We start from the raw sequence: 25910 nt of genomic DNA, 5'->3' as shown, positions 1-25910 counted from the left end.
ACCATGACAATCAAACGTTATCTAAATATTACGAAGCCAGGCATCATTATGGGCAATTTGATTTCCGTAGCGGGTGGTTTTTTGCTTGCCTCCCGGGGGGAGATCGATGGGCTTTTGATGATGATGACAGTGTTAGGCTTATCGCTCGTGGTGGCCTCTGGCTGTGTGATTAATAACTGTATCGATAAAGACATAGACGGCAAAATGCAGCGCACCTGTAAGCGGGCTACCGTCACCGGTGATGTCACTATTTCCCATGCGTTGCAGTTTGGTTTAGCCCTAGGAGCGTTGGGATTTGGCTTGCTCATTCACTACACCAATAACATAGCAGTGGGTTTTGCTGTGCTTGGTTATGTGGTGTACGTTGGGGTATATAGTTTATACATGAAGCGTCATTCGGTTTACGGCACATTAGTAGGCAGCTTGTCAGGTGCGGTGCCCCCGGTTGTGGGGTATTGCGCCGCCAGCGGCCAGTTTGATGCTGGTGCAGGCATTCTTTTGTTGATGTTCAGTTTGTGGCAAATGCCGCATTCTTATGCCATCGCTATATTTCGCTTTGATGACTACGCCAAGGCCAACATTCCAGTGTTACCGGTGGCCCAAGGGATCGCGAAAACCAAGTTGCATATTGTATTGTATATAGCGGTGTTTGCTATTGTCAGTGCACTACTACCATTGAGTGGTTATACAGGATTAACTTTTATGAGTTTGGCTTGCGTGACGAGTTTATGGTGGTTATTTATGGCGCTCAGGGGCTATCGTAAGAATATTGAGCTGGTGGTGTGGGCGAGACAAATATTTGGCTTTTCTATTTTAACCATTACAGCTTTGAGCGTGGCGATGGCTTTTGACTTTAAAGCGCTGCCACCGAGTTTGTTGGTCATGCTCAGTTAGTCTCGTTCAATCTTGGACTAAACATCCCCTTAATCTAGTTTGATTGAGGGGACACTTCGGCTAATAATTCAAGTAAAGCACTCAAGGTGATAGGTTTAACCATATGGTGGTTAAAGCCTGCTTCGCTCGATTTACGTCTGTCTTCCTCTTGTCCCCAGCCTGTCAGCGCGATGATGGTGATATCTTTACCCCAATCCAGTTTTCGAATGGCTTCACACACTTGGTAACCATCGAGTATGGGCAAACCGATATCGAGCAATATTACGTCGGGTCTGTATTCATCGGCGGCTATTAGGGCTTGTTCTCCGTCATATACCACGCGAGTGTTGTGCTCATGCATGTCGAGTAACATTTGCATGCTGTCGGCGCTGTCTTGGTTGTCGTCCACTATGAGCACATTAAGGGCTCTATTAATGGTCGATTTTTTCAGGCTTTTTGTGGGGATACTACGCGTAGTATTGGTTGCTTCACAGGGCAAATAAACGATAAATTCACTGCCACAACCTAAACCGTTACTACGGCACTCAACATGACCACCATGCATTTCAACTAAGCGCTTTACCAACGAAAGCCCTATGCCGAGGCCGCCTTCGGATTGCTCTAGATGATGCTCCACTTGGGTAAATAGTTCAAATACCCGTGTGCTCATATCTGCGCTGATCCCCAAGCCGTTATCTTTGACGCAGATTTTTACCTGTTTGTTTTCTTGTACCACGCTCAGGGTAATGTGCCCTTTCTTGGGCGTGTATTTACACGCATTATTGAGCAGGTTGCCTAATACTTGGGCTAAACGAGCGGGATCGGCTTGTAAATGGATAATATTTTGGGGTAAGACCACTTGTAGCGTATGCCCTAAACGGTTGACATATGGGCTGGCCATTTCAACTGCATGCTCAATTATCTTCCCAAGCTCTATCGATTCGCGCTTTAGGGAGAGTTTGTCTTTGGTGATGCGGCTAATATCCAGCAAGTCATCAATTAAGCGAACCATTTGAACCACTTGGCGCTCCATAGTAACCACAGCTGCTTGAATCTTGTCTGGCTCAGTTTGATCGTTGCGGATCAGCTCCATCGAATTAAGTAAAGGAGCAAGTGGGTTACGCAGCTCATGGGCCAAGGTGGCCAGAAACTCGTCTTTGCGTTTATCTGCTACCGACAGCTTGTTGGTCAGTTTGGTCAGTTTTTCTGCCATTTTGCGCTGTTCGGTGACGTCGGTATTTGTGCCGAAGAAGCGTACTAACTTGCCATCTTGGTCATGGATTGCGTTCATACGTGACAAAAACCAGCGGTAATTTCCGTCGCGGTCTTTAAGTGGAAAAGTGTCTTCCCAGTTGATGCCTTGTTCTAGACATCGAGCAAACTTAGCCAATACGGCTTGTTCATAATCTGGGTGATGGTGAGCTTTCCAGCCACCCTGCAGGTTTTGCTCCATGGTGGTACCTGTATATGACAGGAGTCGCTGATTAAACCACTCAATTTCACCTTGGGCGTTTGCCATCCATGCCATCTGCGGTATGTTGTCGGCTACTGCGCGAAAGCGTTCTTCACTGAGACGCATGGCCTGCTCATCTTGGCGGCGTTTTATTACGAGCTCTGCGGTGCGCATGATGATGTCGAGACCTTCGAAATCAACTTGGTCTAGTAACTGAGGCGCTGGGTAATACATAGCAAACACACCCAGTACATCTTTTCCTGAGATGATGGGCAATGACCAACAAGCGCGTAAATTGTGCGAAAGCGCTATCTCGCGGTATTTAGTCCATGAGGGATCTGAAGCGATGTCGGGCACAAATACCGCTTGCTTAGTCGCCGCCGATGTACCACAGGCGCCCATTTGTGCATCAATACTTAAGCCGTCTATTTGTTCAATATACAAAGCTGGAAGACTTGGTCCTGCTACAAGTCGTAGTGTATGAGTATGCTCATCTACCAACATGATCGTACCTATCATGCCGTTTTTAGAATGTTCCTCTAAGGATATCAGCAATGTGGTTAATACAACATTTAATGGCGCTTCTTGGGCCATAAGTGCTAGTGCATTGGTCTGTGCAACTTGTAAGGCTTCGGTGCGTTTGCGCTCACTAATATCGGCCACTATGCCTAACATACGATTAGGTTTGCCTTCATGGGGCTTATATAAACTGCCGTGAATGGCTATCCAGTGTATGCTTTCGTCGGGCCAAATTACTCGGCATTCACAGCGAAAATCAATGAGTTGCTCAATTGCACGGGCGAATTTGTTTTCGACTTCTTGGCGATCTTCAGGATGAACATGTTGCATAAAATCCTTGATGGCCCATTGATCTTCGGGGATCGCTTCATTGTAACCAAAACAGCGATCATGGTGTAACGAGCGCTTTGATGTGTCGTTAGTTAAATCGAGATCCCAATCGCCCACCTGAGCTGCTTCTAACGTCAAATCTAAGGTGGCTTTGCTGGCGCGCAATGTATCTAACACCCTTAAGTGTTCTGTTCTTAACCAAAAACGCCGGGTGAATTCAATCACCAGTTCTATTTCGTCTTCTCGCCAGTTATAAGGTGTATCGCGATATACGCTCAGCACAAAATAATTTTTCTTACCTAAACTGATGGGCACGCAAATCATGGCGCCTATGGCTCTTTGCTGATAATCAGCGGTTGCGTACTGGGGATCTTTAGTGACATCGTTTACCACTAAGGGGAGGTTTTCTTTTTGGCACATAGCAACTTCAAAAGGGATTTCATCGGCATCGCTAAATACATTATGTTGCGGTGTATTTTGCCAATGATGCGTGATAGTCAGACGTTCTGAAATAGTGTGAGCTTCGCAAAACATACAGGCGCTTAAATTTAGATGACGAACCAGATTATCGGTAATTATCGTTTTAATTCTCTCTAAATTACTGGCGCTGAGCAGATCTGCGCTGACCTGAGTGAGCATAGCTGAGTTGCGCTCTGTGCGTTTGCGGTTAGTAATGTCGATGCCCGACGGGATAAGTTGCATGACACTGCCATGCTCATCAAAAATAGGATGCAGCATAAAATCTATATCGATAAGCTCGCCATCGGTAACACGGGCCATGGTATCAAAGCGTGAGGGGACACCGTGTTTGGCTTTATTGATGGCGCGGCGAATAAGTTGCTGCACGTTCTCGTCATGGGCCCACCAATACGTTTGTTCGAAGGGTAAACCTATCACGTCACTTTCTTTTAAGGATGCAGACAACAATGCGGTTTTATTGGCCTCGCGCAAAATACCGTCAGGGGTGATAACCCCCATAAATACGGCAAAACGCTCAAGTACATCAGTGATGATTTTGCCGTTACTGTCTGTACTGAGCAGCTTAGGGTTCTCGCTAAATGCCGCCTGTTTCAGTTGGCGAGAGCGGTGCGTAAGCAAAACACTTAATGTAGTGCTCAGGCATAAAAACCACACTCCCTGTAACGAAAATGCGGACAGAAAAGCATAGGGGATCTGATGACGATAAATATAGCTGACTACACACAAGGCACTAACGGCAAACAATATGGCGGCCGTTTTGCTTTTGTATGCAGAGACAATCAATACGGCGGGTAAAAATAACCACAAGGCTTCGCCTGGGGCGAATACATTGCTCACTAACATAGCAAAAAGGGTAGCCAGGACAAATGTGCATGATGCCCAAAAATAGCCGCTTAAGGACCGACAAAACTTGCGTACTTGAACGCGAAAATACATGGTCATCATCCGTTAGTAGAGGGTGTACGTACCCTTCTTGATCTTTTGGCGATTTTGCACGGTTTTACAGTTATTTCAAGCTAGAGGGATAAATAAAAAAGCCGCATCGGGTTATCCTCAGCGACTCTTACATCAGGTTGACTAAAAAGGTCGTTAATATCGACTTTAGCCTAGACTATTTACTGATTTTTTTGTACTTCAAGCGATGAGGTTCAACGACATCTTTGCCTTGGGTTTCTTTAAGCCAAGTGGTGTACTCAGAGTAGTTACCCGCGAAGAAATTAATTTTTCCTTCGTCACGGTAATCCATGATATGGGTGGCAATTCGGTCTAAGAACCAACGATCATGGGAAATAACCATGGCGCAACCGGGGAACTCTAATAATGCATTTTCGAGCGCCCGTAACGTTTCCACATCTAAGTCATTGGTCGGTTCATCGAGTAACAGCACATTGCCGCCAGCCTTGAGTAATTTGGCTAAATGTACGCGGTTACGTTCACCGCCAGATAAATCTTTGATGAATTTTTGTTGGTCGTTTCCTTTGAAGTTAAAACGGCTGCAATAGGCGCGGCTATTTAACTCGAAGTTACCGATACGAATGATGTCTGAATCATCAGAAATTTCTTTATAAACAGTATTGTTGCCATCCATGTGGTCGCGGAACTGGTCGACACTGGCAAGTTTCACAGTTTTACCGACTATGACGTCGCCGGAATCTGCTTGTTCTTCGCCACTTAACATTCTGAACAGAGTTGATTTACCCGCGCCGTTGGGTCCGACTATCCCGACGATAGCGCCTTTTGGCATAGCAAAGGTTAAATCGTCGATCAATAAGCGCTCGCCGTAGCTTTTACGCAAATTATTGACTTCAATAACCTGTTCGCCCAAACGCTCTCCCGGCGGGATAAACAGTTCGTTGGTTTCGTTACGCTTTTGGTAATCGCCAGTGCTGAGCTCTTCAAAACGTGCCATACGGGCTTTGCTTTTTGATTGACGACCTTTAGCATTGGAACGCACCCATTCTAATTCGGTTTTAATCGATTTCTGGCGGGCACTTTCGGTTTTTTCTTCTTGTTTTAAACGAGCGTCTTTTTGCTCTAACCAAGAGGAGTAGTTGCCTTCCCATGGAATACCTTGGCCACGGTCAAGCTCGAGGATCCAACCTGCGACGTTATCCAAGAAATAACGGTCATGGGTAATGGCCACAACGGTACCTTCGTAATCGTGTAAGAAGCGTTCTAACCAAGCAACCGATTCTGCGTCCAAGTGGTTGGTTGGCTCATCGAGCAGCAACATATCAGGCTTTTCAAGTAATAAACGACACAGAGCAACGCGGCGGCGCTCACCACCAGACAATTTACTGACGTCGGCGTCCCAAGGCGGTAAACGCAGGGCATCGGCGGCACGCTCAAGGGCATTGTCTAGGTTATGGCCGTCTTTGCTTTGAATAATCGCTTCTAACTCACCTTGCTCTTTGGCTAGGGCGTCAAAATCAGCATCTTCTTCGGCGTATGCGGCGTAGACTTCTTCTATGCGTTTAAGTGCGTGTACCACATCAGCCACGGCTTCTTCGATATTACCGCGCACATCTTTACTTTGATCTAGTTGCGGCTCTTGGGGCAAGTAACCAATTTTTAAGCCCGCTTGTGGAATGGCTTCTCCTTCGATTTCCTTATCGATACCGGCCATAATTTTGAGCAGGGTCGATTTACCTGAACCGTTTACCCCCAATACGCCAATTTTGGCACCGTGGAAGAAACTGAGGGAAATGTCTTTAAGAATAAACTTGTTCGGGGGCACGATTTTGCCCACGCGATTCATGCTATATACGTATTGCGCCATGATGTAAATTACTCCATAAAATTTGGCCTATTGTAAACACTGGGCATAGGTGATGAAAGCCTAAGGGACGACTATTTTTTGATTTGTCTGCTTTGGGCCATTTAAGCACGTTTAGGTGAGAAATATCTTGTTGATATGACATAACATTTCGCTGTTACGCGGGGCTAAAAAAGCAGCCGTAAACGGCACACATTATTTGACAAAATTCGATGTGCATCCCTGATGTCTCTCGCGTAGTATTTGCCTTATCCTTGAGTTTTAAAAGAGAGTGCTATGTTAAAAAAATCAGCTGTTTTCATTATTTGTGCTGGGCTGACTTGCCAACCTGTATTCGCGAGTCGCTTAGTCGAAAATGCCTTGGTTACCCAAGCAGGCCAAGAGCTAGATAGCGCCAAAGCTTTGTTGATCAAAACGGTTAATATCAATAGCGGGACCATGAATTTTGCTGGTGTTAAGAAGGTGGGGGAGATACTTAGAGACGAATATGACGCCCTTGGTTTTAAAACCGAGTGGGTCGATGGCAGTGAATTTAATCGCGCTGGGCACTTGGTCGCAACCTATGAGTCGAAAACACATCCCAAAGGGCAAAAATTATTGCTGATTGGCCACTTAGACACGGTTTTCGCCAAAAATGACAGCTTTCAACAGACCAAAGAGATAAATAGCGAGCACATTGCGGGTCCGGGTATTTCTGATATGAAAGGCGGTAATGTGATCATGCTAGCGGCCATCAAATCGTTAAAAGCGCAAGGCATGTTACAACGCTTAAATATTAAAGTGGTGCTGACCGGAGATGAAGAGTCCAGCGGTCGTCCATTGGCGAAATCAAAAAAGGCCTTGATAGATGCAGCAATATGGGCGGATGTTGCCCTTGGGTTTGAAGACGCCGACGGCGATATTCAAACCGCAGTTACCGCAAGACGCGGTGCGGCAACGTGGCAGGTAAGTACGTCAGGTAATGCCGCCCATTCTTCGCAAATATTTACCGATAAAGTCGGCGACGGGGCAATATTTGAGATGGCGCGTATTTTACAGGCTTTTCGTTTGCAGTTAGCCGACTTACCTTTACTCAGTTTTAACCCTGGGGTGATTGCTGGTGGTACACGGGTGGATCAGAGCAATGGCGGAGATGACGTCAGTGCTTTTGGTAAAACCAATGTGGTTGCGCAAAATGCCACGGTTAAAGGTGGCTTACGTGCGGCATCTACCGAGCAGCTTATACAAGCACAAAAAATCATGCAGAATATTGTTGGCCAGCACCTAGCGCAAACGAATGCAACGTTTAGCTTTGACGAAGGTTACCCTCCGATGAAAGAAACCAAGGGTAATAAGTCGTTGCTTGCCCAATACAGTCAGGTAAGCGTGGACTTAGGTTATGGCCCAGTAACAGCCGTTAACCCTCGTAATGCAGGAGCGGCCGATATTTCGTTTACCGCAGGGCATGTCAAAATGGCCATTGACGGCTTAGGCTTGATGGGCAAGGGGGGTCACACCAAAGATGAAGTCGCCGACATGACCACGTTTAAGCAAAACATCGAGAAAACAGCGGTTCTGATGTATCGACTTTCTAACCCTTAACCGATGCCCGTGCGAGTCATCGCCACAAACTGAGTGCCCATAGGCGGAGCACTCAATCACGGTAGCCTGGCAGCAAAAGCTCGCAACAGGTTTAATTTACTTTCGCCGACGTATGCCACGTGGCGCACCATTCAGATGAAGGAGTAACATGACATCACTTAATTGGGGCATTATCGGCCCTGGCTCAATCGCAGATATGTTCGCTGACGCGTTAGTTCCTTCAACACAAGGCTCACTCTATGCCGTGGCCAGTCGCAGTCTTATTAAGGCGCAAGCGTTTGCTGACAAATATGCTACCCAAAAGCAGAACACGCCTATAGCCTATGGCAGCTATGAAGGGCTACTGAGTGATGACAAGGTGGATGTAGTTTACATTGCTACGCCCCAGAGCTTGCATTATCAGCAGGCCAAAATGTGCTTAGAGGCGGGCAAACATGTACTCATGGAAAAACCACTGACCATCAATGCTGCGCAAACGGAACAGTTAATAGCCTTAGCCAAAGAAAAAAACTTATTGCTGCAAGAAGGATTGTGGAGCCGCTTTATGCCGTGTTTCGAACAAGTGCAACTGTGGCTTGATGAGGGACGCATCGGTGAACTGCAATATATTTGCTCGGATATTGGTTTTGCTTTTGGTGATGAGCAAGGGCACCGCCTGCACGACCCAAATCTAGGGGGCGGGGCGTTACTCGATTTAGGCGTGTATAGCATTACTCTGAGCCAATTATTCATGCAAGAACACCCAAGTGAAATTCGAGCAATGAGTGACTTTGGCAACCATCAGGTAGATGAAAATACGCTGGTCAACATGCGTTATCCATCAGGGCGCTTCGCCCAGTTTACCTGTACGATTGCCGCCCAGGCGAGTAACTCTATGACCTTAATGGGCAGCAAAGGGCGCATTGTTTTGCCGTATATGTTCTGGAACGGTAATAAAGCGATATTGCAGCAAGAAGATATGCAAGATGAAGTAATTGAATTTGCCCACCGCATTAACGGCTTTGAATATCAAATTGAAGAAGCCATGAATATGATTGCCAAAAAGCAAATTTGCAGTGAATACATGCCCCATCACGACAGCCTTGCTGTGATGCAAACCATGGATGAAATTCGTCGCCAAATTGGCCTGAAATTCACCCCTGACGCAGAGTGCGTGTAGGCTGACTGGTTCACCACTTAAACAGTGGTGATCCTTCTTTACATTATTCGGTTATAGAAGATTGCATAAAAGCTATGTACAAAAAGTGCAAAATGACTAGAATGTGCGCTCTTTTAAGCACTTAAATAGCCAGCGTAGCATTGCGTTTGATGGAATTTGCAGCCATGGCGTTAAGTGTCTGTTGAGAATGTTGATTCTTGATAGACCACAGCGTAACGGTTTAGCTATTTCTATTAAGCAAGTGTAGCGGGCGCCCCTGAGGAGACCTGATGTTATCACGTGACATGAATATTGCCGATTTTGATCCCGAATTGAGTCAAGCTATCGCGCAAGAAACCCAGCGCCAAGAAGATCACATTGAGCTGATCGCCTCTGAAAACTACTGTAGTCCCCGGGTGCTTGAAGCCCAAGGTTCACAGTTAACCAATAAATACGCTGAAGGTTACCCACACAAACGCTATTACGGCGGCTGTGAATACGTAGACGTGGCAGAAGATCTAGCCATTGCTCGGGCAAATCAATTATTCGGTTGTGACTACGCAAACGTACAACCTCATTCTGGCTCTCAAGCTAACTCAGCGGTATTTATGGCGTTACTTGAAGCTGGTGATACCGTACTAGGCATGAGCTTAGCGCACGGTGGTCACTTGACCCACGGGGCCCACGTTAGCTTCTCTGGTAAAACCTATAATGCAGTACAGTACGGTATCGATGAGCAAACCGGCAAAATTGATTACGACGTAGTGGAAGCACTAGCGGTTGAACACAAACCGAAAATGATCATCGGTGGCTTTTCTGCATACTCAGGCATTGTCGATTGGCAGCGTTTCCGCGAAATTGCGGACAAAGTAGGTGCATACTTGTTAGTGGATATGGCTCACGTAGCGGGCTTAGTCGCAGCAGGGTTGTATCCTAACCCGTTACCGCACGCACACGTTGTCACTACCACAACCCATAAAACCTTAGCGGGCCCACGTGGTGGCTTGATTTTATCAGCCTGTGGTGATGAAGCTATCTATAAAAAGCTCAACAGCTCAGTATTCCCTGGTAATCAAGGGGGTCCTTTGTGCCACGTGATCGCGGCTAAAGCCGTTGCCTTTAAAGAAGCACTACAACCAGATTTTAAAGAATACCAACAGCAAGTCTTAGTTAACGCCAAGGCAATGGTTAGCGTGATGCAAGAACGCGGTTACAACATAGTATCTGGTGGCACTGACAATCATTTGTTCTTACTTGATTTGATTGCGAAAGACATCACAGGTAAAGATGCGGATGCAGCCCTAGGCCGCGCAAACATCACAGTAAACAAAAACTCAGTACCAAACGACCCACGCTCTCCGTTTGTGACCAGTGGTTTACGTATCGGTTCTCCGGCCATCACCCGCCGTGGTTTCAAAGAAGCCCAAGCGAAGCAAGTGGCGACTTGGATTTGTGATGTTATCGACAACATCGAAGACGAATCAGTCATCGAACGCATAAAAGGTGAAGTACTGGCCCTTTGCGGTGAGTTCCCCGTTTACGGCTAAAACTAATTTCGGTAATGAGTATTTGAGGTCGAACACCAATGTTCGACGTCAATTGCTAAGTTGCTTACAAATTGCGTTCTAATCATAAAAATCCGTTGAGGTTTCCTCAGCGGATTTTTTTATGGCCTGAAATTTGCTGAAACCGTTAGTATGAACAGTTTAAGCGCCGTTTTTTGACGCTTTGACCAAAAATTAGCGTATTCAATGCGTATGCCTAACCTCAGTGGGCACCGAAAGCGGAGCAGATGTTTTGAAGATCTTATTAAGCCTATTGTTACTTTCTTTAATGGGGTGTTCCCATCTACCTTCATGGCAAGAAGATGCCGAAGTAGGGCAGGTTGTGGCCGAAGAGCCTTTATTAATGCACACAGAGCAAGTCGCAAATAGGCTGTTCGGTAACTTGCCGCCTATTGAATACGGGAATTTGGCGGTGGTGAGTTTTACTGAACTAGAAAGCCTAGCACTGTCTCAAGCTAATCATTCTTTGAATATGCTTGGCCTGCAGTTACAAGAGAGTATGTTAACTGTATCGACACAGCGAGGTTTTAACGTAGTGGAGATACGCGCAGCTAATCAGGTGCAATTGTTTAAGGATCACGAGCGATTACTCAGTCGTGATAGTGCCGACATCAGTAAAGACATTAATGTGCGTTATATGGTCGTGGGAACTCTACTGCAAGGCAATCAAACGACTACGGTTAATGCCCGGTTATTGGATTTGCGCGAGGGAACCGTTATCGCTGCGGTGTCAGATAATATTCCGAATAGCGTTATTGGATTGAACGCCAATCAAATCCAAATAAAGCATAACAAGCTTTATCGCTCGTCATTATAAAAAGTGAGTTTAATCATGAAAACTACAAACCTTTTCGCTGTGCCGCTAATTTGTTTATTCAGCACGTCTTGTTCAAGTTTTTTCTCAAATGATGAGGACGTGGAAGATAAATCCGCTAATAGTCCAGTTGAACTGAACATGCCTCAAGGCAGTCGCTTTAATAACCAGCGCATGTCTGACATTTACAAGCGTGTGGAAGTGGGTGACGTAAATCACTATGTACAGGGGATAATGCAAGAGTTAATTGCCAATATGGACACACCCGATAACAGTATGGATATCGGTGTCACTAGTTTCGTTTACCTAGATGGTAATTTTGACGAAACGGACTTATTAGGCAATCAGTTGGCTGAAAGCTTCATGCATGAACTACATCAGTTTGGGCTAAATGTTTTGGACTTCAAAAGCTCAGATTACATTCGCGTTACCCCATCAGGCGATTTCAACTTCAGTCGTGATTACGAAGAGCTAAACCCTGATATGCCAGTACAGTATGTCATGGGCGGTACTATGGTTAAGCACCAAGATGGTGTAATAGTGAATGCTCGTATGGTGTCTATTGATACTAAAAAAGTACTATCAAGTGCCCAAGGCTTTATTCCTGCCAGTGTAGTAAACGCGTTGCACGGTAGCCAGGGTAATTCCGGTATCAGTCTTAAATTCAAGCAAAGTGAAAAAAGCTAAGACGAGATTGGACGATGGATATTATGGCAATTAATCAGATAGTTGAGTGTTTATAGTGAATAAATATAATCTGTGTTTCACTTTTTTACCTCGCAGTGTGTTGATGCACTGCAGTCTCGCAATCGTTTTAGTTACGCTCGCAGGTTGTTCGATGTTTAAAGATCAAGACGAAATTGCAGTGGATACCAGTGATCCGCAATACATTGAATTAAAAAGCATGCTCGAACAACAAAAAATTGAATGGGAAACACAAAAGCCAGCGCTCGAAAGGCTAGTTAAGAGTGAAGAGGATTTAGCATTCTTGATTGATGCGTTAAGTAATCTATCAGTTATTGGCACGTCGCCGTCGTTAGAGCAGTATATGCAAGGTCAACCGCAGTATGCCGAAAATCAGCCCGAAGGCATTTTGATGGGAGACAATAAGCAAAATATGCCAGCTTCAACTGGTGGCAACACGAAAAGTAATGCGGACAATCAAATTCAATCTATAAACCCATTAGCATCATTAACCGAATCTCCTGAAGAACTTAAGTATTTGATGAATGAACTACAGAAACTCGCCAGAACGGTGCGCTACAGCAAGTTAAATAATGTTTCAGGATTGCAAGGGGAAGATAGCGTAATGAATGCTGAAGCACGCTCGGTTGCGTCCTCACATTATGTTAGTCGCAATAGCGGCATTTTTGCGAACAGTAAAATTCAGCTTACCGATTATGCTCAGCAATTAGCTGGAAAGTTAGCGAAATTCAGTGCACTAGAAGGCGTGCGAGTAGGCGTGGCTAGTTTTGTCGATTTTGACGAGACGTTGCGTAGCTCCAGCAGTTTAGGTAATCAGTTTGCCGAAGCCTTGGCCACTGAATTACCTCAGTACGGGGTTAATGTGGTGGACTTTAAGCTAACTAAACACATAGACGTGTCCGCTATGGGAGATTTAGCACTCTCGCGAGATGGCCAAAAACTGCAAGGACAAACTGAAATGGATTACATCCTGACCGGCACATTAGTCGCGACCAATAGAGGGGTGAAAATCAATAGTCGAGTGGTATCAATTGATGATAACAGCGTGATCGCCGCAGCCAGTACTTTTGTGCCTAAAGGCCTTTTGCAACAGATCCAGCCTTAATCACTCGTTACTGACATGTTTTCGTTTAATTGATTAATTTACAAGCAATTTAATTTCCCTAAAATTAACTTTTTTCGCATTTTTTAACAAAAAGTTGCATAAATAGCTCAATAAAATACGCAATACACCGATAAAAGAATTAGCCCTCAGTAAACAACTGTGTTTATTTTGGCGATATGACTTTATGTTTATAAAAAATTAGGGAACCACAATGACAAAAATTAACAAAATAGCCACTGGATTAGCAGCATCACTTTTATTGGTTAGTGCGGCTCAGGCTCAAGAAACTGCGTCTTCTGTAGCAACGGCAACTGTTCAAAATGCGTTTACGCTAGACGAAACAGCTGCCATTTCATTTGGCACTGTAAGGGCCACGGCTGACCCTGCTGGGACAGTGCAAGCAACTATGATTATTCCTGCTAACCCAACAATTGACCCGTCTACACCAGCTTCTGGTGGCGCGGCTGCTGTTATGCAGATTTTGGTGCCGGGTACTCCTGGTGAATACGCTGTATCCGGTGTTGCCCCTTTTACTAGTCTAACACTAACGGTACCTACTACTGATGTTAACTTGACTGGAGCATCGGCTCCTCCTTCTGCGCCTAAACTAATAGCAGATACCTGGACTGGTTATATATTAACCGGACCAAATGCTAATACTGTCTATGCTGCAGCGAACTTGCAAACTGATGCGGCTGGTGAAGTTACGTTTGCCGTTGGTGCCACATTAAATACCGATGATACAGCTAGTACTACCGCATACATTGACGCGATTTACAGTGGTAATTACGACATAGTCGTTGCGTATTAAACTGAGTTTGAATTGACTGTTATGGATAATCTAAGCGTTTGTTGCAGTCAGTTTTTTTTAAATACTATTCGTACAGCTTTAAAACTTGGCACGTTGCTGATCTTATTCCAGCGATGTGCCTTGTCTGAAATAATATTCGAAGAAAATCTCGATTTTGGTAAATTTTCCATTGTCAATAATGCGGATGTTAGTACCCTAACGGTAACTCGGCATGGTCAGGCGTTTTCATCTAACTCTCTTCGAATAATAACTACTGGTGAACCTGCTTCAGTTAGATTTTTCAATTACCCTCCTTATACAACTTTATATCTTAGCGCAATTACGCCGGTAACAGGTCAGGTACAATCAGGCATTTCAGCTGAATTTATTTTGATAGATTTAGATATACCAGCCTCGATTACAACCGATAGTGCTGGTGAGGCAAGTTTAACCTTAGGGGGAACTATAGAGTCTTCTGGTACAGGCCAAAGCTATTTAGATACCGATTTCATTTTCGATATTCGCTTCACTATCAATTATTAAACTCAATTTATCTTTATTAAGGAAGGTTAATGAAAATCAGGTTCTTTGCTCATGTGTTAACGTTTTTATTGTTTATTACCTCTACTGTTGTTAATGCAAATTTACTTGTATCGCCAACCTATGTCTCATTCGATTTAAGAGAACGCTCAAAGGAAATTGTATTAGTCAACACGAGTAATAGTGTTCAAACTTATCGTATGGAGTGGCAGCAAAAGCGAGCGCTTTCGCACGGTGGTTACGAAGCAGTACAAGACGAGAGTGGTTTTCCAGTGGCAAGCAATATGCTGCGTTATAGTCCGCGGCAAGTCACTTTGCAGCCTAATGAGCGACAGGTTGTGAAGCTAGCCTTAAGAAAACCTAAAGGTTTAGCTGCTGGCGAATATCGCTCACATTTAACATTACGGTCATTGCCTTCCCAAGAAGAAAAAATTTCAAAGCAAACGGGCTTCGCAATAGACTTAAAACTGCGCATGAGTTATTCACTGCCAGTAGTTGTTCGTCAGGGAGAAAACGACCTTGAAATAAATGCTGAATCGGTAAAATTCATGTTCGATCCCCAGAGTGCAAAAGGTACTATTTCGGTCAACTTTAATAGGAGTGGGAGCTACTCTTCTTATGGCGATATTACAGCCTATTGGTTACCTCATGGGAGCGCTGATGAGCCAATAGTAGTGGCACGGCTAAGTGGCTACAGTGTTTATACTGAGCTAGAAAAAGCAGTTGCTAATTTAATTTGGGTCGGTGCTCCATTTGAGCCAACTCGTGGCGTGTTATCAATTGTGTATGAGGGGCAAGGAAGATATAAGGGACGAGTGCTCACAACTAAGTCTTTTAAAATAACACCTAGTATTAGGTAGCGCTTTCCTAGGTGGAGTGATGTCAATTATCCGACGAATAACTTGGCGCGTTGTTTGCTATCTATTTGCTGTCAATTAGAAATGGATCTTTATGTCACGTATTTTCCCTGCTGTCAGCGTTTTATATATATTTGTAATCATTACGCTATTGAGCCAAACAACCTTTGCAAATACTAAGGCTAATTTATCTTCGGCTTTGTCGAATAAAGAGCTGATTGCTTTGCTCAAAGACGTGAATCAAAAATATCAACAGCCAATAGTTACCTCTGCTCGCAATACTGTCGACAAAAGCGCTGTGTCTTCTCGCTTTGCCCCAGGCGAAGAACTCTTTTTGTCGTTAAATATCGGTAAGCTTTATTTGGCGGACGTGTACGCCATTAAAAGCACCAAGCAAGCGCGCATCAGTCTGATGACGTTATTCGAAACTCTCGATTTTGCCATTCAATTTGTAGAGCCAAAAGAGAGTGCAAAAAATAACGGCGGTGCTTCAGGTTGGTTTATTAGTGAAGACCACGCCTTTGATTTACGATTACCTTCAGTTCAAGATGAACCTATTTTGGTCACGGTAGATGGGCAAAACTATAAGCTTGAAAGTCAAGATTATACCTTAACTGAAGACGGTGATATCTACGTTGAGGCGGGTGCAATAAGCGAGTGGATGGGATTAGACTTTGAGTTTGATTTTGCCAACTTAGAGCTGTACACCCACTCTGATACCTCGTTACCCATTGAGCAACGTTTAGCGCGTCAAAACCGTAGAGTCAGCCAAGGCTCAAGTCGAGGTGAAGCCGTTTTGCCTATGCTGGAGTCAAATTACCAAGCGATAACAGCTCCCTTGATAGATGTGCAGCTAGCTAGCACAATCGACCCTGATCGTGACAGCGCGCGCTACTCTGTTTTAGGTAGTCATGATTTCGCCTACTTAAACAGTCAATTTTTTGTCGCAGGTAACGATAGAGATGAATTGAGTGATGTACGTCTGACGTTATCTAAACAATCCCTTAATAGCGATTTACTTGGGCCGCTTAAAGCCACGCAGATCCAGTTTGGCGATATCACCCCTGTAAACGTGGGTATCGGCAATACCGCCTCTCAAAGTCGTGGCTTCAGTGTGACCAATCGTAAGCTCGCACAAATTAATGATAACAAAACGATTAACCTTACCGGTGATATTCAGTTGGGCTGGGATATTGAGCTATACCGCAACGGGATATTAATCGACCAGCAAATGAGCCTGCAAAGTGGCCGTTACGAGTTTAACGACATAGACTTAGTATTCGGTGATAACCAATTCGAACTCATCATGTACGGTCCCCAAGGGCAAATTGAAAGCAAAACTGAGCAATATTTCATTACCACTAACTCGGTAGAACAAGGCGAGGGGCAATATCGTTTTTCAGTCGCTGATGTCGGAGAATCTTTATTTGGTATTTCTACTGTCAGCACAGCGCAAGATCCAGGAGTGTTGTTGTCTGGGGTATATAACCGAGGAATTACCGATTGGTTTTCATTGAGCGCGGGTGTTTCTTCGCTATTGGCAGATGAAGGTGATGATCAGCAGTATTTTTCTTTAGGCTCAAATCTGGCGCTGTTTGATCGTGTGTTGCTTGACGGCATAGTGCAAATTAATCAAGATCAACAAACCCGAGCAGAATTTGGCGCTCGAACTCGCATCGGCGATACAGCGTTAAATGCCGATTATTACATGGACGAACGTAGCGTTTCGTTTGTTGGTGATCAACAAGAGAATGAGCAAACTAGCTCAGATGATACCCAGTTATATCAACAGTTCGCGCTGAATATGTCAGGTGAGTTGTACAAAGCGAGTGGTTTTGGGGTGAATTATCAAAATGAATGGCGGCACACCACGATTGAAGATGGTTTAAGCAGTGATTTATTCTCTAATCAGTTGTCGATTAATAGTCGCTTGCTCTTTGTATCTCATGAATTGAACTGGCTTAAAACCGATGATGAATTTTCCGAAGAGCTATTTAGCGGGACGCTTCGTTTACAAAAGAGTTTTGGCCGGGTTTTCACGCGCTTAAATGCAATTTATTCAATTAAACCAGAATCACAATTAGAGCAAGTCAGCACTGAACTATACATGCCATTGACCACTGAGTTGCAGAGCCAGCTTGAAATTATTTACTACCCGCAGCTTGATGATTACCGCGCAAAACTAGGCTTGAATTGGCAGCACGACTTGTTTTATTTCACTGCCGACACTGAATATGACAAAGACGGCGATTGGTCGATCGGTTTGAACATGCGCTTTAGTTTTGGTTACGACCCGCTCGGCGAGCAATTCTTTATGAATCGTCGGTCGATGGCTAATAGCGGAGCGATGGCGGTGAGGGTATTTGAAGATTTAAACTTAAACGGTCAGTTTGATACCGACGAGCCGTTAATCAAGAACGCGAAAATAAAGGCACTGCAAAATTATCGACATGGCACCACTGATGAAACAGGTGTCGCCATGCTCAGCAGCATGACTAACAACGTGCGAACCGATATCGTGTTAGATAGGCGAAGCCTAGAGGATCCATTCCTAATTAATGCCATTCCAGGCGTATCCGTTACCCCCAGAGCCGGACATCTCGATGTGCTCGACTTTCCTGTGGTGCAATCTGGCGAGTTAGAAGGCGTTGTTTACGTTAGCAATGCCAGTGGTGGTGAAGAAGTCGCAACCTATGCACCCATTCGTTTGTACGATAGTAAGGGCAATGAAGTCAATAGTACCGTGACTCAATTCGATGGGTACTATTTATTCACCGACTTATTGCCCGATAAATATAAAATGCGTATTGAAGGCAGCTATTTAGATAAAAAGAATTTACGAGCGGGTAAAGCCGTCGAAGTCAGTTTGGCCAGCGCGGGTGAAATTGTGAATGGTGCCGATTTCACCCTGCAAGAACGAGAGGCCGCTGAGGGTTATGTGGTGTCTATTGGTGAGTTTAATTCACTCAAAATACTGAAAGCATTTTGGCAGATACTGATCAAAAAAGGTGTGTATGTTGTTGACCCTAAGCCTTTTTATTACAAAGCTGACGGTGATAAAAAATACACACTAAACGTTGCCTTTTATCCTAAACAAGCCCACGCCAATGCGGTGTGTGCTCGTTTTTCTGCCAAAAATATATCATGCAATGTTGCGCCTTTTACCTTTGATATTTAAGACTTTGAAGAGACATAGAAAATGAAAATAATTAAGTTAGCTTGTTTAAATATGAAAAGCCTATTGTTAGGCACGGTTAGCATATTATTGCTAGGTGGGTGCGCGACGACTACGAACTCTAATGTCGCAGAGGTACCAAATGGACTAAGCGCAGAAGAGTTTCACGCAAAAATGGCGGAGTTTGAACAGATGAAACCAAGCTTGCAGCGACTTGCCGCACTCGAACCAGAGTTAAAAGCCCTTATTTCACAACTAACGCAAATTGCTGAAGCGGCAGAAATTCAAGAGACGCAAAGTGCAGCTTTAGTTGCATCTGAATCGAATAGACCACCTGTTAAGAAAAGCCAGAGCAAACTTAAAGCTAAGGACGTGGCGGTTGAGCAGCTAACATTAAACACCGTACAAAACACACCGCGTGCAAATGTTAACGTTAGTGAGACGGCTAATAAGCATACTTCGCCGCTAAATGAGAAGATAATAGAAAACGTATCGAGAAATGGCCAATACACATTGCAGCTTACAGCCGTGACGGATAAAAATAAATTAGCTGAATCTTGGCGTACACTACAATCATCTTACGCGCCAGAACTCGATGATTTACACGCTATCTATCAAGAGGTTGATTTATCCGGTGTGACTTTTTATCGCATCAAAGCAGGTTTTTATGATACGCAGCAGCAAGCTAAGGAAAGCTGTAAAATTTTGAAAAAAATGGGGGCCAATTGTATCGTGAGTAATCAAGTTGGAATGCGGGTTATTTAATAATGACGCGGTATTTTAACTTTATGTCATAAGTTTACGATCGTCTCACTTTTACTGAACCCTACATCTATCAACCTAAGCGTTTTTTTGCTAATTTACTGACATTTCCACAGTACAAGAGAACACTATGTTTTGTCCCTTCTGTTCTATCCAAGAAACCAAGGTGATTGACTCTCGCTTAGTCGCTGACGGGCATCAAGTGCGTCGTCGTCGCGAATGTACTATGTGTAAAGAGCGCTTCACGACTTTCGAAATGGCCGAGTTAGTCATGCCCCGTGTGGTCAAGCGTGATGGTTCTCGCGAACCCTTCAACGAAGACAAGTTGCGTGCGGGTTTGCAGCGCGCCCTGGAAAAGCGCCCCGTGAGTACTGAACAAGTAGAGCAATGCATTAGCCGCCTCAAATCGTCCATGCGTGCCACGGGTGAGCGTGAGATCACCAGTGAGTTTCTCGGTAACTTGATAATGGATGCGCTCAAAGAGTTAGATAAAGTCGCTTATGTGCGCTTTGCCTCTGTGTACCGTTCCTTTGAAGATATCCGTGAGTTTGGCGAAGAGATCGCTCGTTTAGGTGACTAACCTGCTGAGTGGAATTTTGTGGGTACGAGTTGAATTATAAGGTTTTACAGTGACGCAATTCACAGCGCATGACGCGAAAATGATGGCATTGGCCATTCGTTTGGCTGAAAAAGGCCAATATACGACTTCTCCCAACCCTAACGTGGGCTGTGTCATTACCGACTCCCAGGGTCATATTATCGGCCAAGGCTGGCATAAAAAAGCCGGTACTGCTCACGCTGAAATACATGCCTTGGCTGAAGCAGGCGAGCAAGCTAACGGCGCAACCGCATACGTAACCTTGGAGCCTTGCAGCCACCATGGGCGCACAGGCCCCTGCGCGCAAGCTCTGCTAAATGCAGGTATTAAGCGGGTTGTGGCGGCTATGGTTGACCCTAATCCTTTAGTGGCGGGCAATGGCCTGAAAAAATTAAACGCCGCAGGTGTAGAGGTAAGCAGTGGCTTACTCGAAAATGAAGCCAAGCGCTTAAACCGAGGTTTTATTAAGCGTATGACGACCGGGCAACCCTGGGTAACCGTTAAACTGGCCTCGAGCTTGGATGGCAAAACAGCCCTTCACAATGGATTGAGTCAGTGGATAACTGGGCCACTTGCACGGCAAGATGTGCAGCGTCATCGAGCTAGAAGTTGTGCGATCCTTTCCGGTTCGGGCACTGTGCTAGCTGACAACCCATCTTTAACTGTTCGCCACAGTGAATTAGGTTTTGCTATGGAGGATATCGCCATTGATGAATTACGACAGCCCAGCCGAGTATTATTGGATGGTCGTAACCAAATGCACCCAGATTTACATTTATTTAGCTTATCGTCACCCATCGTGCTCATCAATAGCCAGTTGAATTCGGCTGAATTCCCCTCTCACGTTGAACAGTACCAAGCCAAGTCAAAAGGGGCGCAACTTGACTTGCAAGATGTGATGCAACACCTTGGACAACGTGGCTTTAACAGTGTTTGGGTAGAGGCGGGCGCTAAGCTTGCAGGTGCTTTATTACAGAATAAATTGATTGATGAATTGATTTTGTATCAAGCGCCCAAACTATTAGGGGATAAAGGGCGAGATTTATTTGCAGTGGACGAATTAACCCAAATGCAGCAAGCTTTTGCATTACAATGGAGCGATGTACGTCACGTTGGGCCTGATCTGAAACTGACGGCCTACTTTACATAAATTACACTATATTGATTAAGCAATCCTACGCGGTGTAGCGTATACGATGGGATTAATTCTCAGTGATTGCTTTTAGCACGTTTAAGATAAGTGAAAAGACATTATGTTTACCGGAATAATAGAAGATGTTGGGCACATTGAATCCTTAACGCCAACCGGCGACGATATTCGCCTCAGCATACGGGTGAATAAACTGGATATGTCGGACGTCGCCCTAGGTGACAGTATTGCCAATAATGGCGTGTGTTTGACGGTAGTGGATATCAGCACCAGCGGCTTTAGTGCAGATGTATCGCACGAAACGATCAAACGTAGCGGCTTTGCTAATTACCAAGCGGGCAGTAAAGTTAACCTAGAGAAAGCCATGTTGCCTACGTCTCGTTTTGGCGGACATATCGTCAGCGGACACGTTGATGGTGTGGGCGAAGTGCAGTCAATTAATCCGGTAGGGCGCTACGTCGAAATATGGGTTCAAGCGCCTGACGAATTAGCCAGGTACCTAGCTGAAAAAGGCTCAATAACAGTCGATGGCGTGAGTTTAACGGTGAATGCGGTTGATGGAGCCAAATTCTTAATAACCCTTATTCCTCATAGCTTGCAAGAGACCATTATTGGTGGTTATAAAAAAGGTACTAAAATCAATTTAGAAGTGGACGTGGTCGCGCGTTACCTAGAGCGTTTGATGCAGGGTGATAAAGCCGCAGAAACGGGCCAACAAAAATCAGACATCAGCATGGCGTTTTTAGCCGAGAACGGTTTTTTACGTTAGGACACATGCTGACGGACCAGTGGTGTGTTTGTAGCACACAATTACATACGCAGATAACTGCTTAACCCCACGAAACAACAATAAAGAATCATTACATTATGCCAATGAATACAACAGCGGAAATTATCGAAGACATTCGTCTAGGAAAAATGGTTATCTTGATGGATGACGAAGACCGTGAAAATGAAGGCGATATCATTATGGCCGCCGAGCACGTAACGGCCAAAGACATTAACTTTATGGTTACCCATGCACGGGGGTTGGTGTGTTTACCCATGACCGCTGAGCGTTGTAAACGTTTGAATTTACCTTTGATGGTCGACAACAATGGTGCACAGTTCTCGACTAATTTTACTGTGTCTATCGAAGCCCGAGAAGGTGTCACCACAGGTATTTCTGCTGCGGATCGTGCGCGTACTATTTTGGCTGCCGTTGCACCAGAAGCAACAGCCAACGACATTGTACAGCCAGGTCATATTTTCCCCTTGATTGCGAAAGAAGGCGGCGTATTGAATCGCGCCGGGCACACTGAAGCCGGGGTTGATTTACCACGTTTGGCGGGCCTAGAGCCAGCATCCGTTATCGTTGAAGTTCTAAACGAAGATGGCACCATGGCCCGGGGCCCTGAACTACAAGAGTTCGCTAAAAAACATGATCTTAAAATTGGCACCATTGCAGATTTAATTGAATACCGTAATTTGAATGAAACGACTATCGAGCAGGTCGCTAAGTGCAAGCTGCCTACCGAATACGGTGAGTTTGATTTAGTGACCTACAAAGACTCTATTGATAATCAAGTGCATTTTGCTTTGTGCAAAGGCGAAATTAAGCCGGAAGAGCCCACCTTGGTGCGCGTTCACTTGCACAACACTTTGAGCGATTTATTAGGTTCTGAGCGTGCTATTGAGCGCAGCATGAATTTACCCCAAGCATTAACCCGTATCGCTACCGAAGGCGGTGTGTTGGTTTTACTTGGTAAAGATGAAGATTTATTAACGCAAGTCACGCAATTTCAAGCCGAAGATGCGGGCGAAAAACCCCTTGGTGCAGCTTGGACCGGAACATCTCGTACAGTTGGCGTTGGCAGTCAGATATTGGCTAGTTTAGGCGTTAAAAAGATGCGCCTATTGAGTCGACCTAAAAAGTATCACGCCTTATCAGGTTACGGCCTAGAAGTGGTTGAATACGTCGATTAACCGCTTTTGGCTTAATCATTCACTAAACAACGCCTGACTATCAGGCGTTGTTTGTTTTTATCACGCTAAATGTGCAATTTATAATCGCTGCATTAAGCTGTTTGGGATCAAATTGCTATGTGCTATTATACGCGCCATTTTTTATAGTTAAGGCTAATTAAGCATGAATGTCATTGAAGGTAATATTCGCGCAACAGGCAAAAAATTTGCGATAGTTGTGTCACGTTTCAACAGTTTCGTTGTTGAAAGTTTGGTTGATGGTGCACTAGATACACTAGAGCGTCACGGAGAGGTAAACGACCAAGATATCACTTTGGTGCGTGTTCCCGGTGCTTATGAGTTGCCAATTGCAGCTAAAAAATTAGCCGAAAAAGGCACGTTCGATGCCATTATTGCCTTAGGTGCGGTTATCCGTGGTGGCACACCTCATTTTGAATTTGTTGCTGGTGAATGTAATAAAGGTTTGGCTCAGGTGTCTCTTGAGTACGGTATTCCAGTGTCTTTTGGTGTTATTACCACTGACAGTATTGAACAAGCAATTGAACGTTCAGGGACAAAAGCCGGTAACAAAGGCGCTGAAGCTGCACTAGGTGCATTGGAAATGGTTAACGTAATGGCCAATATCGAAGGGGCAAAGTAGGTGAAACCAGCAGCCCGTCGTAAAGCTAGAGAACTCGCGGTTCAAGCCGTTTATTCTTGGCAGATGTCAAAAAATCCACTCGATCAGATAGAGCTGAGTATTGTTACTAGCAATAATATGCAAGAGGTTGATACTGAGTATTTTCTTGAGTTGTTGCGTGCAGTCGTGCGTAAAACAGCTGAGTTGGACGCTAAAATTAAGCCTTATTTGGGGCGTTTGCCTGAAGAGCTTGACCCAGTTGAAAAAGCTATCTTACGACTGGCTACTTACGAACTTGTTGAGCGTATTGATGTGCCATACAAAGTCGTCATCAATGAAGCGATTGAGCTAGCAAAATCGTTCGGTGCTGAAGAAAGCCATAAGTTTGTCAATGGTGTACTAGATAAAGCAATCAAGACCCTTCGTAAACACGAGTTGTCATAAAAGAGCGTTATATTTGAAGGGGTTGCTCAACCAATTGCGCCCCTTTAAATCTCAGAGTTTTTAAAATAATAATGTGAAAGAATTTTCATTAATCGATACCTATTTCCGCAGTGTTAGTTTTCAACGTAAAGATGTGTTGTTAGGCATCGGCGACGACTGCGCTATTACCCAAATTCCTGCCGGCCAAGCATTAGCTACCACCACAGATACGCTTATCAGCGGTGTGCACTTCTTACCCGATGCGTCGCCTAAGGCCATTGCACAAAAAGCCATTGCAGTAAACTTGAGTGATCTGGCCGCAATGGGGGCAGAACCAGCTTGGTTGAGTTTATCTTTGTCACTACCGAATGTTGACGAGCAATGGTTGCAAGCGTTTTCAGATGGTTTTAAAGAGTTAACTGAATATTATTCTGTACAACTTATCGGCGGTGATACTGTACAAGGTCCGCTTGCCATTACCATTACCGCACAAGGTTTTGTGACTGCTGATCAAGCGTTAAAACGCTCTGGTGCTAAGCCTGGTGATTTTGTGTATGTCACTGGTTCTATCGGTGATGCGGGCTTAGGGTTAGATATACTGCTTGATAAAGTCCAAGTTGAAAATCCCCAGCACCGAGAATATTTACTTAATCGTTTACATTATCCTACGCCTAGAGTCTTCGCAGGCACGAGTTTACGCAGGGTAGCCAGTGCTTGTATTGATATTTCAGATGGTTTGTTGGCAGACATTAAGCATATTCTGAATGCATCTCAATGTGGTGCTTGTTTACAACTAGACAAATTGCCCTTGTCTAACGCCTTGTTAGAGTCGGTTGACCGAGACCGAGCATTTCACTACGCTTTGAGCGCAGGGGATGATTATGAATTGCTTTTTACTGTAAGCGAAGAACAAAAGAGTAGTGTGGATAGAGTGTTGGCATGCAGCAATGTACCGGCCACATGTATTGGCCAAATTAATGGCGCCGTAGGCAAAGTTGATTTGAAACTTGATGAACAAAGTTATGCTTATAGCCAAACCGGTTTTGAGCACTTTAGTTCTGCCCAGCCGAGCAATAGCGCTAAGCGAGCATAATGGATAGACATATTCGTAAACGGGTGTCGTTAGCTAACCCAATACACTTTTTAGCATTAGGCTTCGGTAGCGGCTTAGCGCCTAAAGCCCCAGGCACCTTTGGTACCCTTGCCGCTTTACCGCTCGTGTGCCTGCTGGCTTATAGTACCTCGTTAAGCGGATATTTACTGATCACGCTGTTGGTGTCGGTAGTGGGTATTTGGCTATGCGATAAAACCGCCAGAGATATGATGGTACATGATGACTCATCTATCGTATGGGATGAAATTGCCGGGATGCTAATTGCCATGATTGCGGTGCCGATTAGCTGGCAAACGTTATTGCTGGGTTTTGTGCTGTTTCGTATATTTGATATTCTTAAACCTTGGCCTATTAGCTACCTTGATGCGCGGGTGCACGGAGGGTTTGGTATCATGGTTGATGATCTGCTCGCTGGCTTTTTTACGCTTATTCTTATGCACCTAATCCTTTACATGGGTTGGCTGTAATCGATTAATATTGTGCATGATGATCCTATTGAGGATCAACATTTAGAGCTTCTAATTAGCAACAAATGGCTAGCTGATATCCCTCTTTTTACTGCAAAGTATTGTCAAAAA

The 25910-nt window shown here is 44.7% G+C and carries 22 protein-coding genes; 20 read left to right on the top strand and 2 right to left on the bottom strand.

Annotated features, from left to right (window positions below; all coding sequences use genetic code 11):
- The first annotated feature begins 3 nt into the window (after positions 1 to 3).
- Complete coding sequence (cyoE, locus tag GPLA_RS22115) at positions 4 to 894, top strand: heme o synthase (protein WP_007107263.1); 891 nt, start codon at positions 4 to 6, stop codon at positions 892 to 894.
- Positions 895 to 928: 34 nt separating this feature from the next.
- On the opposite strand, the gene GPLA_RS22110 is transcribed toward cyoE, so the two are convergent.
- Complete coding sequence (locus GPLA_RS22110) at positions 929 to 4591, bottom strand: PAS domain S-box protein (RefSeq protein WP_040515701.1); 3663 nt, start codon at positions 4589 to 4591, stop codon at positions 929 to 931.
- Between the two features lie 175 nt (positions 4592 to 4766).
- On the bottom strand, positions 4767 to 6434 hold the full coding sequence (gene ettA / locus GPLA_RS22105) for an energy-dependent translational throttle protein EttA (protein ID WP_007107261.1): 1668 nt from the start codon (positions 6432 to 6434) through the stop codon (positions 4767 to 4769).
- A 273-nt stretch (positions 6435 to 6707) separates the two neighbouring features.
- Between ettA and GPLA_RS22100 the strand changes: the two genes are divergently transcribed.
- The 19 genes from GPLA_RS22100 (at position 6708) to GPLA_RS22010 (ending at position 25799) form a co-directional block, all read left to right on the top strand.
- Positions 6708 to 8012, top strand: a complete 1305-nt coding sequence (locus tag GPLA_RS22100) for a M20/M25/M40 family metallo-hydrolase (RefSeq protein ID WP_007107259.1) — start codon at positions 6708 to 6710, stop codon at positions 8010 to 8012.
- Between the two features lie 148 nt (positions 8013 to 8160).
- Positions 8161 to 9171: a Gfo/Idh/MocA family protein gene (locus tag GPLA_RS22095; protein ID WP_007107258.1), complete on the top strand. Its 1011-nt coding sequence runs from the start codon at positions 8161 to 8163 to the stop codon at positions 9169 to 9171.
- 269 nt (positions 9172 to 9440) lie between these two features.
- The gene (gene glyA, locus GPLA_RS22090; RefSeq protein WP_007107256.1) at positions 9441 to 10697 is read left to right on the top strand and encodes a serine hydroxymethyltransferase; all 1257 of its coding nucleotides are present in this window, start codon (positions 9441 to 9443) and stop codon (positions 10695 to 10697) included.
- 250 nt (positions 10698 to 10947) lie between these two features.
- On the top strand, positions 10948 to 11532 hold the full coding sequence (locus GPLA_RS22085; protein ID WP_040515713.1) for a FlgO family outer membrane protein: 585 nt from the start codon (positions 10948 to 10950) through the stop codon (positions 11530 to 11532).
- 15 nt (positions 11533 to 11547) lie between these two features.
- Positions 11548 to 12216, top strand: coding sequence for a FlgO family outer membrane protein (locus GPLA_RS22080; protein WP_007107254.1), 669 nt, complete (start codon positions 11548 to 11550; stop codon positions 12214 to 12216).
- A 151-nt stretch (positions 12217 to 12367) separates the two neighbouring features.
- Positions 12368 to 13339 carry a FlgO family outer membrane protein gene (locus tag GPLA_RS22075; RefSeq protein ID WP_007107253.1) on the top strand — a complete coding sequence of 324 codons (972 nt, stop codon included), beginning with the start codon at positions 12368 to 12370 and terminating at the stop codon, positions 13337 to 13339.
- A gap of 211 nt (positions 13340 to 13550) precedes the next feature.
- Complete coding sequence (locus tag GPLA_RS22070) at positions 13551 to 14150, top strand: hypothetical protein (protein ID WP_007107252.1); 600 nt, start codon at positions 13551 to 13553, stop codon at positions 14148 to 14150.
- 21 nt (positions 14151 to 14171) lie between these two features.
- On the top strand, positions 14172 to 14672 hold the full coding sequence (locus tag GPLA_RS22065; protein WP_007107251.1) for a DUF4402 domain-containing protein: 501 nt from the start codon (positions 14172 to 14174) through the stop codon (positions 14670 to 14672).
- Positions 14673 to 14701: 29 nt separating this feature from the next.
- Positions 14702 to 15529: a fimbrial biogenesis chaperone gene (locus tag GPLA_RS22060; protein ID WP_007107250.1), complete on the top strand. Its 828-nt coding sequence runs from the start codon at positions 14702 to 14704 to the stop codon at positions 15527 to 15529.
- Positions 15530 to 15620: 91 nt separating this feature from the next.
- Positions 15621 to 18704 carry an SPOR domain-containing protein gene (locus tag GPLA_RS22055; protein WP_007107249.1) on the top strand — a complete coding sequence of 1028 codons (3084 nt, stop codon included), beginning with the start codon at positions 15621 to 15623 and terminating at the stop codon, positions 18702 to 18704.
- Between the two features lie 21 nt (positions 18705 to 18725).
- A complete protein-coding gene (locus GPLA_RS22050) occupies positions 18726 to 19466 on the top strand; it encodes an SPOR domain-containing protein (RefSeq protein WP_007107248.1) in 741 nt (246 codons plus the stop codon).
- A gap of 127 nt (positions 19467 to 19593) precedes the next feature.
- Positions 19594 to 20043, top strand: a complete 450-nt coding sequence (gene nrdR, locus GPLA_RS22045) for a transcriptional regulator NrdR (RefSeq protein ID WP_007107247.1) — start codon at positions 19594 to 19596, stop codon at positions 20041 to 20043.
- A gap of 49 nt (positions 20044 to 20092) precedes the next feature.
- Positions 20093 to 21211: a bifunctional diaminohydroxyphosphoribosylaminopyrimidine deaminase/5-amino-6-(5-phosphoribosylamino)uracil reductase RibD gene (gene ribD / locus GPLA_RS22040; protein ID WP_007107246.1), complete on the top strand. Its 1119-nt coding sequence runs from the start codon at positions 20093 to 20095 to the stop codon at positions 21209 to 21211.
- A gap of 103 nt (positions 21212 to 21314) precedes the next feature.
- Complete coding sequence (locus tag GPLA_RS22035; RefSeq protein WP_007107245.1) at positions 21315 to 21980, top strand: riboflavin synthase; 666 nt, start codon at positions 21315 to 21317, stop codon at positions 21978 to 21980.
- 98 nt (positions 21981 to 22078) lie between these two features.
- Entirely contained in the window at positions 22079 to 23176 is a 1098-nt protein-coding gene (gene ribBA / locus GPLA_RS22030; RefSeq protein ID WP_007107244.1) for a bifunctional 3,4-dihydroxy-2-butanone-4-phosphate synthase/GTP cyclohydrolase II, read from the top strand.
- 163 nt (positions 23177 to 23339) lie between these two features.
- A complete protein-coding gene (gene ribH, locus GPLA_RS22025) occupies positions 23340 to 23816 on the top strand; it encodes a 6,7-dimethyl-8-ribityllumazine synthase (protein WP_007107243.1) in 477 nt (158 codons plus the stop codon).
- Entirely contained in the window at positions 23817 to 24239 is a 423-nt protein-coding gene (gene nusB, locus GPLA_RS22020) for a transcription antitermination factor NusB (RefSeq protein ID WP_007107242.1), read from the top strand.
- A 73-nt stretch (positions 24240 to 24312) separates the two neighbouring features.
- Complete coding sequence (thiL, locus tag GPLA_RS22015; protein ID WP_007107241.1) at positions 24313 to 25311, top strand: thiamine-phosphate kinase; 999 nt, start codon at positions 24313 to 24315, stop codon at positions 25309 to 25311.
- Positions 25311 to 25799, top strand: a complete 489-nt coding sequence (locus GPLA_RS22010; RefSeq protein WP_007107240.1) for a phosphatidylglycerophosphatase A family protein — start codon at positions 25311 to 25313, stop codon at positions 25797 to 25799. Before thiL ends, GPLA_RS22010 begins: the two co-directional genes overlap by 1 nt.
- Positions 25800 to 25910 lie beyond the last annotated feature (111 nt).

Origin of the sequence: Paraglaciecola polaris LMG 21857, from assembly GCF_000315055.1 — a bacterium.
Lineage (GTDB): Bacteria > Pseudomonadota > Gammaproteobacteria > Enterobacterales > Alteromonadaceae > Paraglaciecola > Paraglaciecola polaris.
This window is presented reverse-complemented; position numbering and strand designations above follow the sequence as displayed.

Excerpts from the sequence above, each read along its gene's own strand:
- cyoE (WP_007107263.1), top strand. The coding sequence starts at position 4 with ATGACAATCAAACGTTATCTAAATATTACGAAGCCAGGCATCATTATG.
- GPLA_RS22110 (WP_040515701.1), bottom strand. The coding sequence starts at position 4,591 with ATGTATTTTCGCGTTCAAGTACGCAAGTTTTGTCGGTCCTTAAGCGGC.
- ettA (WP_007107261.1), bottom strand. The coding sequence starts at position 6,434 with ATGGCGCAATACGTATATAGCATGAATCGCGTGGGCAAAATCGTGCCC.
- GPLA_RS22100 (WP_007107259.1), top strand. The coding sequence starts at position 6,708 with ATGTTAAAAAAATCAGCTGTTTTCATTATTTGTGCTGGGCTGACTTGC.
- GPLA_RS22095 (WP_007107258.1), top strand. The coding sequence starts at position 8,161 with ATGACATCACTTAATTGGGGCATTATCGGCCCTGGCTCAATCGCAGAT.
- glyA (WP_007107256.1), top strand. The coding sequence starts at position 9,441 with ATGTTATCACGTGACATGAATATTGCCGATTTTGATCCCGAATTGAGT.
- GPLA_RS22080 (WP_007107254.1), top strand. The coding sequence starts at position 11,548 with ATGAAAACTACAAACCTTTTCGCTGTGCCGCTAATTTGTTTATTCAGC.
- GPLA_RS22075 (WP_007107253.1), top strand. The coding sequence starts at position 12,368 with ATGTTTAAAGATCAAGACGAAATTGCAGTGGATACCAGTGATCCGCAA.
- GPLA_RS22070 (WP_007107252.1), top strand. The coding sequence starts at position 13,551 with ATGACAAAAATTAACAAAATAGCCACTGGATTAGCAGCATCACTTTTA.
- GPLA_RS22065 (WP_007107251.1), top strand. The coding sequence starts at position 14,172 with ATGGATAATCTAAGCGTTTGTTGCAGTCAGTTTTTTTTAAATACTATT.
- GPLA_RS22060 (WP_007107250.1), top strand. The coding sequence starts at position 14,702 with ATGAAAATCAGGTTCTTTGCTCATGTGTTAACGTTTTTATTGTTTATT.
- GPLA_RS22055 (WP_007107249.1), top strand. The coding sequence starts at position 15,621 with ATGTCACGTATTTTCCCTGCTGTCAGCGTTTTATATATATTTGTAATC.
- GPLA_RS22050 (WP_007107248.1), top strand. The coding sequence starts at position 18,726 with ATGAAAATAATTAAGTTAGCTTGTTTAAATATGAAAAGCCTATTGTTA.
- nrdR (WP_007107247.1), top strand. The coding sequence starts at position 19,594 with ATGTTTTGTCCCTTCTGTTCTATCCAAGAAACCAAGGTGATTGACTCT.
- GPLA_RS22035 (WP_007107245.1), top strand. The coding sequence starts at position 21,315 with ATGTTTACCGGAATAATAGAAGATGTTGGGCACATTGAATCCTTAACG.
- ribBA (WP_007107244.1), top strand. The coding sequence starts at position 22,079 with ATGCCAATGAATACAACAGCGGAAATTATCGAAGACATTCGTCTAGGA.
- ribH (WP_007107243.1), top strand. The coding sequence starts at position 23,340 with ATGAATGTCATTGAAGGTAATATTCGCGCAACAGGCAAAAAATTTGCG.
- GPLA_RS22010 (WP_007107240.1), top strand. The coding sequence starts at position 25,311 with ATGGATAGACATATTCGTAAACGGGTGTCGTTAGCTAACCCAATACAC.